Here is a 13,669-nt window from a genome sequence, read left to right as displayed (position 1 = left end):
GTTGCCGGGTATCGGCATGGGAGTTGACCGGCAAAAATGACGCGAGAGGCGGACCCGACGCAACGCCCCGGAGAAGGGCGCTTCACGCGCCTGCTGCGCCCCTTTGCGGGCTCGCTCTCGCGCCGCCTTCTTGTGCTCACCATTCTTTTTGTCATGCTGGCGGAAGTGCTGATCTTCGTGCCCTCGGTGGCGAATTTCCGCCTGACCTGGATCGAGCAGCGGCTTGCCGCCGCACAGATTGCATCGCTCGCTCTGGAAGCGCGGCCCGACAATATGGTCACACCGGCGCTCCGGGAGGAGCTTCTTGAGAATGCGCAGGTCTACGCCGTCGCACTCATTCGAGACGACGCAACCCGGCTTGTTCTGAGCGATGACATGCCGCCCCAGGTCGATGCGAGTTTTGACCTGCGTGACGCCATGGCAATGACGCTGATCATGGACGCATTCGATACGCTTTTCATGGGAGAGGGCCGCGTCGTTCGTGTTACCGGCGAGCCGCGCTTCGGCGCTGGCGAGTCGATCGAGATCGTTTTCGACGAGACACCCCTTTGCAGCGCAATGATTCGCTATGGCAAAAATATCTTCTTTCTCTCGCTGATCATCTCCGTCATTACCGCGGGTCTTGTCTATTTCGTCCTTCATTTTGTTCTCGTGCGGCCGATGCGCCGGCTGACTGAAAACATGGTCGCTTTCCGGAAAAATCCGGAGGACGCACGAGGACTCATCGCGCCGTCTTCTCGCGATGATGAAATCGGTGTTGCCGAACGCGAACTTGCGCTCATGCAACGCGAAATCAGGGCAACGCTGAGCCAGAAGGCGCGGCTCGCCTCGCTCGGTACCGCTGTGTCGAAGATCAGCCACGATTTGCGCAATATTCTTGCAAGCGCGCAACTGATCTCCGATCGCATTGGTGCGGTGAACGATCCGACGGTTCAGCATCTCGCGCCGCGCCTTTTCGGATCGATCGACCGTGCAATCGATCTCTGCGCCAAATCGCTGAAGTTCGGCGTGGCGGATGAACCCTTGCCCGAACGCCGCCTGATTGCGTTGAGGCCGCTTGCCGAAGAAGTGATCGAGGCCGTGTCGCGCGAGGAGGATGGCATAGACTGGATTGTCGGCATCGGGCAGGACATGCATGTCGATGCCGACCCGGACCAGCTCTTCAGGCTCCTGCTCAATCTGGCGCGCAACGCATCGCAGGCATTGACGGAGGGTGAGGGCACACCGCCCGGACGCCGCGAGGTTCGTCTTGCCGCGCGGCGCGCACGCGGCCATGTCCATATCGACATTTCGGACAAGGGGCCCGGCCTGCCGCAGAAAGCGCGCGACCATCTGTTCGAGCCATTCTCCGGCGGCACGAGAAGCGATGGCACGGGGCTCGGCCTTGCCATCGCGGCGGAGCTTGCACGTGCCCATGGCGGTCATGTCGAGCTCGTCTCGACCGGGCCGGGAGGCACGACATTCCGTATCTGCATTCCGGACGCGGCGGCGATCTTGCAGGAATGCAGCGAGGCCGCTGAGTGAGCGCGCCCGTTCTCGTTGCCGATATTGGCGGCACCAATGCCCGCTTCGCGCTGGCGCATCTCTCGGATCGCGGCATCGAAGTCGAGCCGCCTGTTGTCTACAGGACTGCCGAACACGCCTCGTTCGATGACGCCCTGCAGCTATTCCTCGCATCGGCCGGCAGGCTTGCACTGTCAGGTGTTGCCGCCTGTGCGGCCGGTCCGGTCGAGGGCGAGGGGCAAGCGGCGCGGATCGACCTGACGAACTTTCCCTGGGAAGTATCGGTTGCTGCTCTATCGCGCGCGACAGGCATGGCAAACCCCTCGCTCGTGAACGATTTTGCCGCGGTGGCTTTGGCTGTTCCCGCGCTCGGCCCGCATGAACTTCACGCGATAGGCCCGGCGCTCGTCCCTGTGCCGGGCGCGCCCGCCGGATTGCTCGGCGCCGGCACGGGTCTCGGCATGTCGGCGATCATATTCGGCGATGGCGTCGAAAATCCCGTGGCGGGCGAAGGCGGACATGCCGACCTGGCGGCAAACAGCGCGCGGGAGGCGGAATTGATCGCGCATCTGCGTGCGAGGCATGGCCATGTCTCAGTCGAGCGTGTTCTGTCCGGCCCCGGCCTGATCGCGCTTTACGATGCGCTTTGCGCACTCGGCGGGGCAGAGGCGCGTCAGATAACGCCGCCCGGCATCGCTGCCCGCGCGCATAGCCGCGAAGACGATATTGCGGTGGAAGCGGTTCAACTCTTCTGCGGCTTTCTCGGTTCGGTTGCCGGCAATCTTGCGCTCACGCTCGGCGCTCAGGGCGGCATCTATATTGGCGGCGGCATCGTGCCCGGCTGGCTGGCGCAGCATCCTGGCCTTTTTGACGAGGCCCTTTTCCGTGCCCGCTTCGAGGCGAAAGGCCGCATGTCGCACTGGCTTGCCAGAGTGCCGGTCTTCGTCATTCGCCGCGAAGACGCGGCGCTGCTCGGGCTTGCCCGCCTCGCCTTCAGAACCTCACGGTAATTCCATCACCACATTGCCGTCGCGCCGCGGGTCGGCCGCGCCGTCAAGCCCCTGCGGCGTCACGCGAATGCCGTGCAGTCCGCTCATCAGCTCGCGCATTTCGACCTTGTGCCCCAGTTGCTCCAGCAAGGGCTTCAATTCCGAAAGCGATGTTCCCGCCTCGATTTCGAGCGGTCCGTTGCGGTCGACGAAGCGCGGCAGGGATATTGCCGTCTTCATGTCCATATCCCAGTCGAGAAGCGCGATCAGCGTCTGCGTCACATAGGCGATGATACGGCTGCCGCCGGGTGAGCCGACGGCCGCATAGAAGTCGCCATTCGCGTCATAGACGATGACCGGCGTCATGGAAGAACGCGGCCGCTTGCCCGGTGCCACGGCATTTGCCACCTGCTCGCCATCCACTTCTGGCAGAAAGGAAAAATCGGTGAGCTGATTGTTGAGCATCATGCCGCCCGCCATGAGATGCGAACCGAACGGTCCTTCGACAGTTGTCGTCATGGAGACGACATTGCCCTGCGCATCGACAATGCTGAAATGGCTGGTGGACGGCATGTCGATCGCCTGATTGAGGCCCCAGTTCATCGCACGCTCGTCAGGCAACCGGCCGGGCTTCGCCTTGCCGCGCGTGATGCTGGCATCGAGTTCCTCCGAGCGGCTTTCGAGATAGGCGGGATCGAGCATCGCCTTCACGGGCACGGGCACGAAGTCGGGATCGCCGATATATTTGTCGCGGTCCGCATAGGCGAGCTTCATCGCTTCGGCAATGAAATGAACCGATGTCAGCGTCATCGGCTCCATGCCCTTGATATCCCAATGGGACAGGATACCGAGAATCTGCAGCGCCGTGATGCCGCCCGATGTCGGCGGCGGCATGGAGCATACCTTGTAACCGCGATAGGGCGCGCAGACGGCTTCGCGCTTCTTTGCCTGATAGGCGGAGAAATCATCCATCGACAATGTGCCGGGCCGCATCGGCGCGTTCTGCACCGTGGCGACGATCTCCTCTGCCACCGGACCTTCATAGAAGCCGCGCCAGCCTTCCGCCGCAATGCGCTTCAGCGTCTCGGCATAGGCCGGATTCCTGAGAACATCGCCCTCCACCGCAGGAACGCGCGTTCCGTCCGCATCGAGGCGGTAGAAATAATCCTGCGCCACCGGCATTTGCATGAGAACGGGATCGCGCGCAATCGCCTGTGCAAGTTTCGGTGCAACGGCAAAACCTTCTTCCGCAAGCCGGATCGCAGGCTGAAAGAGCGCCGCCCAGTCGAGTGTCCCGTGTTCCTGATGCGCGAGCCACATCATCTTCACGACGCCCGGCGTGCCGACGGAGCTGCCGCCGATCATCGCTTCGAGAAAGGGGAGGGGCTTGCCGTCTTCGCCGAGAAAGAGCGTGGGCGTTGCGCCCATCGGCGCCGTCTCGCGCCCGTCATAGGCATCGAGTGTGCCACTGGCCGCATCGTGATGTAGCATGAAGGCGCCGCCCGCGAGGCCGGATGATTCCGGCTCGACAAGCGACAGAACCGCCTGCACCGCGATTGCCGCATCGGTAGCACTGCCGCCCGCACGCAGGATCCCGGCGCCCGCTTCGCTCGCGTAGGGATTCGCGCTCGCCACCATGAAGGGCTGCGGCTCGCTGCCGCGCCAGACGAGAGAAAGAAGCGTGACGAGAACGACAAGCCCGAGCGCGGCGATGCTGAGGCCCGGCAGGAGGCGATTGAGTTTCATGTCCGATTTTCCTCCGGCATGGGCGGCGCTGCGGCGGCGATTTGCTATGATGCGGATAAAAGGCGCTCTGCCGCAATGGCAGGAGCGGCGAAAGACAGGAAAAGGATGAGAGATATGCATCTGGGCGCCCTTCGCAAAGGCCCGCGCAACCATATTTGCGATGTGGGTGGTATTTCCGTCGGCAATGCGGTGGATGAAGCGGCGCGTACCGGCGTCACGGTGGTGCTTCCCGAAGCACGCGCGGTTGCAGGCGGCGAGGTGCGTGGCGGCGGCCCCGGCACGCGCGAAACGGACCTCCTTGATCCGTCCTGCCTTGTCGATGCGGTGGATGCAGTGGTGCTCTCTGGCGGCTCGTCCTGGGGACTCGAGGCGGCATCCGGCGTTGCCGCCTGGCTCGGCGCGCGGGGCCGGGGATACCGCGTGGGCGGAAGCCCGCTCGTCTCGCCGATCGTCCCTTCGGCGATCCTGTTCGATCTCATGAATGGCGGTGACAAGGGCTGGGGCGAGGAACCGCCCTATCGTTCGCTCGGCAAGGCCGCTTGCGAAAGAGCGGGCGAGGATCTTGCGCTGGGCAATGCTGGTGCGGGGCTCGGCGCCACGGCGGGACTTTATAAAGGCGGCCTTGGCTCCGCCTCCATCGTCTCGGAAAGCGGGCTCGAGGTTGCGGCCCTCATGGCGGCCAATCCCTTCGGCTCCGTCACGATGCCGGGGACGGACCGTTTCTGGGCGGCGCCGTTCGAAATCGATGGCGAGTTTGGCGGGCGCGGCTGGCCCGAAGCCGCCCAAGGCTTTGCCACGCAACATCCGCTCTCGGGCTCGAAGGCGCATGCGCTGGCAGGCGGCAACACCACCATCGGCGTCGTCGCGGTGAATGCGGTTCTCACGCCGGCCGAGGCCCGCCGCATCGCCATCATGGCGCATGACGGCATGGCCCGCGCCATCCGCCCGGTTCATGCCCCGGTCGACGGCGACACGATCTTCGTGCTGGCGACGGGCGCATACCCCCTCGACCCCGCGCCGCGCCACACTGCGCTCTCGATCATCGGCGCGCTTGCCGCCGATTGCGTGGCCCGCGCCATCGCCCGTGCCGTCTATGAGGCGGAAACGCTGGGCGAAACCATCGCCTGGCGGGAGCGTCACGGGCACTGAGGACATGTCCGTGAGCACCGGAGGCCGAGCCGAATCCGGCGGGAAGCCGGGGTTTCTGGCCTTTGCGCGCCCCGTTTTTTGCCGCGTGGGCCCCTTGCCTTTGGGCCTGCAAGGCTTTAAGAGTGGCCCCGCATTCGCCGACCGGTGGTGGCTTTCCACCCCGCGCCCTCTTGGGCTCCGCGATCTGCATGCGCCCGTAGCTCAGCTGGATAGAGCATCAGACTACGAATCTGAGGGTCGGACGTTCGAATCGTTCCGGGCGCGCCATTTTCCACAGCCACCCGCTCCCTGCACGCGGTACCGCCGGTCTTGAAGCGATGCTGCCCGCCGATGAAATGCGCGCCCGCTCCGCACCGCGCGATGAGATCGTGGCCGTGCATGCGCGGCCACGATCTGACATCGGCGACGGTCGGTTGAAGCGGCCGGAGCTGGCCTATTCGCCGCTGCTGTCGGCGCCCGTTGCGCCGGTTGCCCCGGTGGCGCCTGTCGCACCGGTATAGCCGGTATTCCCGGTATTGCCCGTCGCGCCTTGCGGCCCGGCCGGTCCAGGCACGCCCTGCGGCGACTCCATCGTCACATTCGTCTGCGCGTCGTCGCCCAGCGTCCCCGTAAAGAAGAGGAAGCCGACAATCGCGCCGGCGACGACAAGGCCGCCGACAATGAAATAGAGCGTATTGTTGTTGTTGGTGTCGTTCTGGTTATAGGCCATGGGTTCCTCGTGAAATGGCGCCGAACGGATTTCGGCAAGCATCGTTGTTCGGCCGGTTGGCCGGACCCGTTTGAGCCATTCTGCGTGCGGCGCGGGCCGCCAGGCAGCCTCGGGAACTACGCATAGGCAGACGGCGGCACCTCTCCGTGCCGCCACCTGCTTTCGTCGTTGAGATCAAATGCCCTGCGGTTCTCAATTGTCCGTGACGAGACGGACATGGCTGCAGCCGGTGAGGGTCTGCATACCGGTGCCGCCGCTGCCGAAACCGGCCTCCCACGCCGCGCTCATCCGTACATGTTTGGTCGGCGGCCAGTAGCCCGGCTGCCCGGCGGGGCGGATGCCGCGCTCAATGCAAGGGCAGGTTGGGAAAGCCTCACCCCGGCCAGTAGATATATTCGTCTTCTTCGGTCGCTTCCTCTTCCAGCGTCTTGTCGATCGTCACCGGCATTTCGGCGACGGCGGGGAAGAGAGGGTCGCGCTGCGTGGCGTTATGCGCGTCGATGAGCGCGCGCAGCTCCGCCACCTTCTCCGGCATTTCGTCGGCCAGATTGTTCTGCTCGGTCGGGTCTTCACTGAGGTTGTAGAGCCAGACCTTGTTCGGCCGCTCGGCGAATTGCAGCTTCCAGCCGTCCTTGCGCATGGCGTGGTAATGCCCGTCGCGCCAGAAGATCGCGCGGCCGGGCGCTTCCGTCTCCGTGCCCCTGGCGAGCGGCATGATGTCGATACCGTCGATCACGCGGTCATTGGGCAGGGCGGCGCCTGCTGCTGCGGCAATGGTCGGAAAGAGATCGAGATGCGCGACCGGCATGTCGCGCTCCGCGCCTTCCTCGATCCGTCCCGGCCAGTGGATGAAAAGCGGCACACGAATGCCGCCTTCGAAATAGGTGAGCTTCCAGCCGCGGAAGGGCTTGTTGATGTCCGGCAGGCCGATATAGCCGGGCCCTCCATTGTCGCTCGAGAAGATGACGATGGTGTTGTCGTCGAGCCCGTTTTCCTTCAGCGCCTCCATCACGCGGCCGACGCTGCGGTCGAGCGAGCGGATCATCGCGGCATAGACGCGCTCGCGATGGTTCTCGATATGCGACAGCGCATCGTAGTCCGCTCTCGATGCCTGCAGCGGCGTATGCACCGCCCAATGCGCGAGATAGAGGAAGAATGGGCGATTGCGGTTCGCTTCGATCGCCTTCACCGCCTCATCCGTATAGAAATCGGTGAGGTATCCCTTCGGCTCGAACCATTCGCCTGCATTGTAGGACGTGGCATATTGCATCCGCGCCCAGAGGAACTGGTCGATCGGATCGAAGGGCAGTTTCGCGTTGACGGCATCCGGGTGATCTTCCGGCAGGAAGAGCCCGCTTTCGAGCATCACGCTTTCGTCGAAGCCCTGCGCATTGGGCAGGAACTCTTCCGAATTGCCGAGATGCCATTTGCCGATATGGATGTTGTGATAGCCGGCGGGCTTCAGCACTTCCGCCAGCGTGATCTCCTCGCCCGGCAGGCCCTGCTCACGGAAGGGCGGGGCATTCGCCGCTGCCTCGCGGTCGATCAGCAATTCGTGAAACCGCGTCCCGTCATTGTAGAACATGTCGACGATGCGCGTCATGCCGGGCGGTGTCGGGGTGAACTCGAAACCCGTCCGCGTGCCGTAGCGCCCCGTCATGATCATGGCGCGGGACGGCGCACAGGCGGCCGTTCCGGCATAGGCAGTGGAGAAATTCGCGCCCGAGCGCGCCAGCGCGTCGATATGCGGCGTCTCGATGATGCCGCCGCCATAAAGGCTGATATCGTTGAAGCCGAGATCGTCCGCGAGAATGAGCACGATATTGGGCGGGCGCTGTCCTTCCGCCGCTTCCGCCGGCCCCTGCTGCCACAAGATCTCGCGGTTCGGGGCGACCGGCGTTGCATCCCGCGCCCTTGTCGCCACGGCATAGAGGATGAGTTCCTTGCGGAAAGTATAGGCCGCGCCCGCCAGCGCCGCGAGGACGATGGCCGCCGCCAGCGAATAGATCTGCCACTTTTTCATCTGCCACCCTCCCGGCTAAAACTATTGGCACTATTAATGACATAAAATGGGGCCTGACGGAAGGGCGAGGCCGCTTTTTGCGCCGCTCACGAAAACCGTCACCCGGATGTTCGCTGCTGAACGGCAAACGGGCGGGATTCTTACGCCGGAGTGAGTTCCGGAATTGCACCGATGGGGCTATCCTCCCCGGCAGGAAAGCGCCGCGCAGCACGGCGCCGCAGACATTCATTCGGGAGACGTCCATGAAGACGCGCATTACGGAACTCTTCGGCATCAAGCATCCGGTCATTCAGGGCGGCATGCATTTCGTCGGCCTCGCGGAAATGGCGGCGGCCGTCTCCAATGCCGGCGGCCTCGGAATCATCACCGGCCTCACCCAGCCGACGCCGGAAGCGCTCGCGAAGGAAATCGCGAAGTGCAACGGCATGACGGACAAGCCCTTCGGCGTGAACCTGACCTTCCTGCCGGGCTTCGCCAATCCGCCTTACCCCGAATATATCGACGCGATCATCGCCGGTGGCGTGAAGATCGTGGAAACGGCGGGCCGCAGCCCCGAGGCCTATATGCCCAAGATGAAGGAAGCGGGCATCAAGGTGATCCACAAATGCACCTCCGTCCGCCACTCGCTGAAGGCTGAACGCATCGGCTGCGACGCGGTGAGCGTCGATGGTTTCGAATGCGGCGGCCATCCGGGCGAAGACGACATTCCGAACATGATCCTGCTGCCGCGCGCGGCGGAAGAGCTGAAAGTGCCCTTCGTCGCTTCGGGCGGCATGGGCACGGCCTCGCAGCTCGTGGCCGCGCTCGCGCTCGGCGCCGACGGCATCAATATGGGCACGCGCTTCATCGCGACCAAGGAAGCGCCCGTGCATGAGAATGTGAAGAAGGCGCTGATCGCGGCCTCCGAGCTCGACACGCGCCTCATCATGCGCCCGCTCCGCAACACCGAGCGCGTGCTGGCGAATGCCGCCGTCGACAAGATCGTCGAGATCGAAAAGACGAAGGGTGCGGCCACGACCATCGACGACATCAAGGAACTCGTCGGCGGCGTCTATCCGCGCGTCATGCAGGGCGGCCACATGGATGCGGGCGCCTGGAGCTGCGGCATGGTCGCTGGCCTCATCCACGATATCCCGACCTGCAAGGAACTGATCGAAGGTATGGTCGCGGAAGCCGAACAGATCATCCGCAAGCGCCTCGAAGGCTTCCTCGCTGCTTGAGGCGGACGGAGCAGGAATGAAAGGGGCGGTCCATGCCGGGCCGCCCTTTTTTCACGCCATCTCGAAATCGTCCCAGCGCGGCTCGCTCATTTCCTCTTCGAAGCGCTCGAAGGTCCAGGGCCAAGAGGCTATGTTGCCGTGTTTGTCGATATACCAGCTGCTGCAACCCGTCGCCCAGACAGTACCGGGCAGTGCCGCGCGCACATCCGCATTGAAGCGCTCCGCAGCCTCGCGTTTCGGCGCAATCTCCGAGACATTGCCGCGCGCCAGCCGCTCGATCAGCCGGAGCGCATAGCCGAACTGGTTTTCCGCTGTCAGCAGCCATGAAAAATTGCCGATCGGGCTGTTCGGCCCGCCGATCATGAACCAGTTGGGAAAGCCCGGCACTGTCACCGCGAGATAACCCTGATTGCCTTCCGCCCATGCTTCCTCCAGCGCCCGTCCGCCGCGGCCGCGCACATCCATCGGCCGCATCAGCCGGTGCGTGTCGAAGCCCGTCGCGAAGACGATGACATCGAGCTCGTGAAGCCGCCCGTCCTTCGTGCGGATGCCTCTTGCCTCGATCCGCTCGATGGGGTCGGTCACGAGTTCGGCATTGGGCTGCTGGATCGCATCGTAGAAATTCTCCGAAAGGATCAGCCGCTTGCAGCCGACCGCATAGTTCGGCGTCAGCTTCGCGCGGAGTTCCGGGTTGCGGACACTGGTCTCGAGATAGTCCCGGCAGACCTGCACGAGCTTCTCATAGGCGCGTGGATTGGCGCCGACAATGGCGGCAGCGAATTTCGAATTGTTCTCGTCCGAAATGCGCTGATATTCGGATTCGAGAAGCTCGGGCCGCGCGCGGAAAAGCGCCTTCTGTTCTTCCGGTATAGGCCCCTGCATCAGCGGCGCGATCCACTGTGCCGTGCGCTGGAAAAGAGAATAATGCGCGACCTTCGGCACCAGCGCCCCGGTGATCTGCGTCGCGGTCGAACCCGTGCCGATCACGCCGACGCGCTTGCCCGCAAGGTCGAGATCGTCCTTCCATCGTGCGGTGTGAAATGCCTCTCCCTCGAAACTCTCGCGCCCCGGAATATCGGGATAGACCGGATGGTGGAGTACGCCCATCGCGGTGATCACTGCATCGAAGGCTCCTTGCGAACCAGACGTCGTTTCGACTTGCCATTTTCCATCCTGCCAGATCGCGCGAGTCACCTCCTCGCCGAAGCGGATCGAGCGTTCGACGTCGTATTTTCTTGCGACCGCCTTCAGATAATCGAGGATCTCGCTGCCCGGCGCGCAGACGCGGCTCCAGTCTGGATTGGGCTCGAAGGAATAGCGATAGCCATGCGAAGGCACGTCGCAGGTGACGCCCGGATACCGGTTGTCCCGCCATGTGCCGCCCAGCGTTTCCGCCTTTTCATAGATGGTGACGTCGTGAAAGCCCGCTTCGCGCAGCTTGATGAGCGCCATCATGCCGGAGGCGCCGGCGCCGATCACCGCGAGCCGCAGGTTTTTCTTCGCCGTCATGCCGTCTTCACCACTTCGAGTTTCAGCTCTTCGATCATTGCATCGCGGATCTGGAATTTCTGCACCTTGCCTGTCACCGTCATCGGAAACTCCGCAACGAAGCGCACATAGCGCGGTACCTTGTAATGCGCGATCTGGCCCTTGCAGAACGCCTTGATCTCATCTTCTGTGGCGCTTTCGCCCGGCTTCAGCTTCACCCAGGCGCAGATTTCCTCGCCAAATTTCGGGTCCGGCACGCCCACAACCGCCACATCCTCGATCTTTGGATGGCGGTAGAGATATTCCTCGATCTCGCGCGGATAGACGTTCTCGCCGCCGCGGATCACCATGTCCTTCAGCCGCCCGACGATATTGCCATAGCCTTCCGCATCGATGGTGGCGAGATCGCCCGTATGCATCCAGCCTTCGGCATCCACCGCCTCGGCGGTTCTCTCCGGGTCGTCCCAATAGCCGATCATCACCGAATAGCCCCGCGTACAAAGTTCGCCCGGTGTCCCCGGCGCCACGGTCTTGCCGTCGAGATCGACGATCTTGCATTCGAGATGCGGCTGGACGCGGCCGATGGTCGAGACGCGCCGCTCCAGCGGATCGTCCTCGCCGGTCTGGAAACTGACCGGGCTCGTCTCCGTCATGCCATAGGCGATGGTGACATCCGTCATGTGCATGTCGGAAATCACCTTCTTCATCACTTCGACCGGGCAGGGCGAACCCGCCATGCAACCGGTGCGGAGCGATGAGAGATCGAATTTTGAGAAGTCGGGATGCGAAAGCTCCGCGATGAACATGGTCGGTACGCCATAGAGCCCGGTGCAGCGCTCGCTTTCGACCGCCTGCAGCACGGCGAGCGGATCGAAGGCTTCCGCCGGATAGACCATGGTCGCGCCATGTGTGAGGCAACCGAGATTGCCCATCACCATGCCGAAGCAGTGATAGAGCGGCACGGGAATGCAGAGCCGGTCGCCTTGCTTGAGCCCGATGCTGCGGCCGACGAAGAGGCCATTGTTGAGAATATTGTGATGCGACAGCGTCGCGCCTTTCGGCAGGCCCGTCGTGCCGCTCGTGAACTGGATGTTGATCGGGTCGCGGCAGTCGAGATCGCGCTCCGTCATGGCGAGCATGCGGCGCTCTTCATTGCCTGCGAGCCCGGCGATCTCGCCGAAGCCCTGCCAGCCCTTGCGGGGCGTGCCGCCGATCTGGATAGCATGCTTGAGGTGCGGCAGCCGCGCCGAGGCGATGATGCCCGTGGACCGGGTAATCTCCGGCGCAAGCTCTTCCACCATCGTCACATATTCGGACGTCTTGAAGCGCTCGGGCGTAACGAGGGCTGAAACGCCCACCTTGTTCAGCGTGTATTCGAGTTCGGAAAGACGATAGGCCGGATTGATATTGACCAGAATGACGCCGATCTTCGCCGTTGCAAATTGCGTCAGCGTCCATTCCGCGTTGTTGGGCGACCAGATGCCGAGCCTGTCGCCGCTCCGCAGGCCGAGTGCCAGTAGCCCGGCCGCCAGCGCATCGGCCTTGGCGTTGAGTTCGGCGTAGGTCCAGCGAATGCCCTGATGCACGGAGACGAGCGCCTCCGTCTCCGGCCATTTCTCCGCCGCTGCCTTCAGCGCCGCGCCGATCGTTTCCTCGCGAAGCGGCGGTGTCGTGGCGCCGCGCACATGGGCTTCCTTCATCATGTCCTCCCTCTTCCCCCGCGTCATTATCGGCGTGGCAGGTCCGCTACTCAATGGGGAAGCAGGTCGAGTGCGCCCGTATCGAGCACATGGTCGGCGCCGCCGCGCAGCATCTGGAAGAACATGTTGTCGCCGCGCTCCGTCCGCTCGACGATCATCGAGGCGGTAAAGGCCATATTGAAAAGCGAGAAGCTGTAAAGTCCGTAGTGCCGCATCATCTCGTTGAATGAATAGCCGCTGACGCCAAGCTCCCCGAGCTTCCGGTGATAGGCCGTGAGCAGGTCCTTCTCATGTGCGCGCCGCACCTCGCGCGGCAGCGCGCCGCTCAGGAAGTAGGAAACATCGGCCATGCAGCAGCCATAGCCGATGGACTGCCAGTCGACGACGGACACCGGATAGCCGCCCTCCGCCGTGCCGAACATCATGTTGTCCGGCCGGAAGTCGTTATGCGTCAGGCATTTCGGCCCGTCATAGCCATCCTTGAAATAATCGTAGTTGCGCGTGATCGCCTCGCCGATCTCCACGCAATCGGCGGGGATGCGCTCGCCATAGCGTTCGCGGAAGGCCTGCCAGAGAAGCCGGATGAGATCGGGCTGAGTCCGCTTCGGGGCAGCCTTCGTCTCGAAGAGCCAGGCGATCTCGTCCATCGACACATCGTTCCAGTGCGAGGCGTGGAGCTTTGCCGCTTCGCCGAGCACGAGCGCGGCTTCCGCAACGCTCGTTCCCCGCATCTGGTCGCCCGGCTGTGCGGGGGCGAGATCTTCCATGATGAGCACGAAATCGCTCGTCTCCGGGTCTACTTCGGCATGAAGGCAGATCGGCGTCGTCACGCCCGCACTCGCCTTCAGGTGACGATAGAAATTCACCTCGCGGATGTAATTGCCGAAATTGACGCCGGTCGCCCGGCTCTCGGGATCGGATGACGGAAACTTGCCGACCACACTGCGCGGCGCGCCTCCCGCGTCGCCCGTGTAGTCGAGCGTGAAGCGCACGCTCTCGCCCACCTGGCCCGTGCCGACGCGCTTTCCCGCCAGGGTCGCCACCGTCACATCATGGCCCGCCTTCCGCAGCACGGCGGTCATCCATTCAGGCGTCACCGCCGCCGATGCAAGGATCGGCAGTTCGAGCGTCTCTCCCATGTC

At 63.6% G+C, this 13,669-nt stretch carries 10 protein-coding genes and 1 tRNA gene; 5 read left to right on the top strand and 6 right to left on the bottom strand.

All coding sequences use genetic code 11. The features are described 5' to 3' along the window. Positions 1 to 36 precede the first annotated feature (36 nt). Positions 37 to 1,524, top strand: coding sequence for a sensor histidine kinase (locus ACK4FH_RS02640; RefSeq protein ID WP_409810968.1), 1,488 nt, complete (start codon positions 37 to 39; stop codon positions 1,522 to 1,524). Further along, complete coding sequence (glk, locus tag ACK4FH_RS02635) at positions 1,521 to 2,513, top strand: glucokinase (protein WP_409810966.1); 993 nt, start codon at positions 1,521 to 1,523, stop codon at positions 2,511 to 2,513. The genes ACK4FH_RS02640 and glk overlap by 4 nt, the downstream gene beginning before the upstream one ends. Here glk and ggt read toward each other — a convergent pair. Further along, complete coding sequence (gene ggt, locus ACK4FH_RS02630; protein ID WP_409810964.1) at positions 2,505 to 4,238, bottom strand: gamma-glutamyltransferase; 1,734 nt, start codon at positions 4,236 to 4,238, stop codon at positions 2,505 to 2,507. The genes glk and ggt overlap by 9 nt on opposite strands. A gap of 114 nt (positions 4,239 to 4,352) precedes the next feature. On the opposite strand from ggt, the gene ACK4FH_RS02625 reads away from it, so the two are divergent. Together ACK4FH_RS02625 and ACK4FH_RS02620 are read left to right on the top strand one after the other, a co-directional pair. Then, the gene (locus tag ACK4FH_RS02625; protein ID WP_409815119.1) at positions 4,353 to 5,387 is read left to right on the top strand and encodes a P1 family peptidase; all 1,035 of its coding nucleotides are present in this window, start codon (positions 4,353 to 4,355) and stop codon (positions 5,385 to 5,387) included. 190 nt (positions 5,388 to 5,577) lie between these two features. After that, positions 5,578 to 5,654, top strand: a tRNA-Arg gene (locus ACK4FH_RS02620). A 166-nt stretch (positions 5,655 to 5,820) separates the two neighbouring features. Here the strand turns inward: ACK4FH_RS02620 and ACK4FH_RS02615 are convergent. Both ACK4FH_RS02615 and ACK4FH_RS02610 read right to left on the bottom strand, forming a co-directional pair. Continuing rightward, a complete protein-coding gene (locus tag ACK4FH_RS02615; RefSeq protein ID WP_409810962.1) occupies positions 5,821 to 6,096 on the bottom strand; it encodes a hypothetical protein in 276 nt (91 codons plus the stop codon). 373 nt (positions 6,097 to 6,469) lie between these two features. Beyond that, positions 6,470 to 8,119 carry a sulfatase gene (locus ACK4FH_RS02610; RefSeq protein WP_409810960.1) on the bottom strand — a complete coding sequence of 550 codons (1,650 nt, stop codon included), beginning with the start codon at positions 8,117 to 8,119 and terminating at the stop codon, positions 6,470 to 6,472. Positions 8,120 to 8,361: 242 nt separating this feature from the next. Between ACK4FH_RS02610 and ACK4FH_RS02605 the strand changes: the two genes are divergently transcribed. After that, positions 8,362 to 9,339 carry an NAD(P)H-dependent flavin oxidoreductase gene (locus ACK4FH_RS02605; protein WP_409810958.1) on the top strand — a complete coding sequence of 326 codons (978 nt, stop codon included), beginning with the start codon at positions 8,362 to 8,364 and terminating at the stop codon, positions 9,337 to 9,339. Between the two features lie 51 nt (positions 9,340 to 9,390). Here the strand turns inward: ACK4FH_RS02605 and ACK4FH_RS02600 are convergent, their stop codons facing one another. The 3 genes from ACK4FH_RS02600 to ACK4FH_RS02590 are packed head-to-tail and all read right to left on the bottom strand — an operon-like array spanning position 9,391 to position 13,666. Then, the gene (locus ACK4FH_RS02600) at positions 9,391 to 10,848 is read right to left on the bottom strand and encodes a flavin-containing monooxygenase (RefSeq protein WP_409810956.1); all 1,458 of its coding nucleotides are present in this window, start codon (positions 10,846 to 10,848) and stop codon (positions 9,391 to 9,393) included. Continuing rightward, positions 10,845 to 12,530: an AMP-binding protein gene (locus tag ACK4FH_RS02595; protein WP_409810954.1), complete on the bottom strand. Its 1,686-nt coding sequence runs from the start codon at positions 12,528 to 12,530 to the stop codon at positions 10,845 to 10,847. Before ACK4FH_RS02595 ends, ACK4FH_RS02600 begins: the two co-directional genes overlap by 4 nt. A gap of 47 nt (positions 12,531 to 12,577) precedes the next feature. After that, positions 12,578 to 13,666, bottom strand: a complete 1,089-nt coding sequence (locus ACK4FH_RS02590) for a phosphotransferase (protein ID WP_409810952.1) — start codon at positions 13,664 to 13,666, stop codon at positions 12,578 to 12,580. Between the last annotated feature and the right edge of the window lie 3 nt (positions 13,667 to 13,669).

Origin of the sequence: Parvibaculum sp., from assembly GCF_046297875.1 — a bacterium.
Lineage (GTDB): Bacteria > Pseudomonadota > Alphaproteobacteria > Parvibaculales > Parvibaculaceae > Parvibaculum.
The sequence above is the reverse complement of the archived record's forward strand: the minus strand, read 5'-3'. Positions and strand labels throughout refer to the sequence as shown.

Excerpts from the sequence above, each read along its gene's own strand:
- ACK4FH_RS02590 (WP_409810952.1), bottom strand. The coding sequence starts at position 13,666 with ATGGGAGAGACGCTCGAACTGCCGATCCTTGCATCGGCGGCGGTGACG.
- ACK4FH_RS02605 (WP_409810958.1), top strand. The coding sequence starts at position 8,362 with ATGAAGACGCGCATTACGGAACTCTTCGGCATCAAGCATCCGGTCATT.
- ACK4FH_RS02625 (WP_409815119.1), top strand. The coding sequence starts at position 4,353 with ATGCATCTGGGCGCCCTTCGCAAAGGCCCGCGCAACCATATTTGCGAT.
- ggt (WP_409810964.1), bottom strand. The coding sequence starts at position 4,238 with ATGAAACTCAATCGCCTCCTGCCGGGCCTCAGCATCGCCGCGCTCGGG.
- ACK4FH_RS02640 (WP_409810968.1), top strand. The coding sequence starts at position 37 with ATGACGCGAGAGGCGGACCCGACGCAACGCCCCGGAGAAGGGCGCTTC.
- ACK4FH_RS02600 (WP_409810956.1), bottom strand. The coding sequence starts at position 10,848 with ATGACGGCGAAGAAAAACCTGCGGCTCGCGGTGATCGGCGCCGGCGCC.
- ACK4FH_RS02595 (WP_409810954.1), bottom strand. The coding sequence starts at position 12,530 with ATGATGAAGGAAGCCCATGTGCGCGGCGCCACGACACCGCCGCTTCGC.
- ACK4FH_RS02615 (WP_409810962.1), bottom strand. The coding sequence starts at position 6,096 with ATGGCCTATAACCAGAACGACACCAACAACAACAATACGCTCTATTTC.
- ACK4FH_RS02610 (WP_409810960.1), bottom strand. The coding sequence starts at position 8,119 with ATGAAAAAGTGGCAGATCTATTCGCTGGCGGCGGCCATCGTCCTCGCG.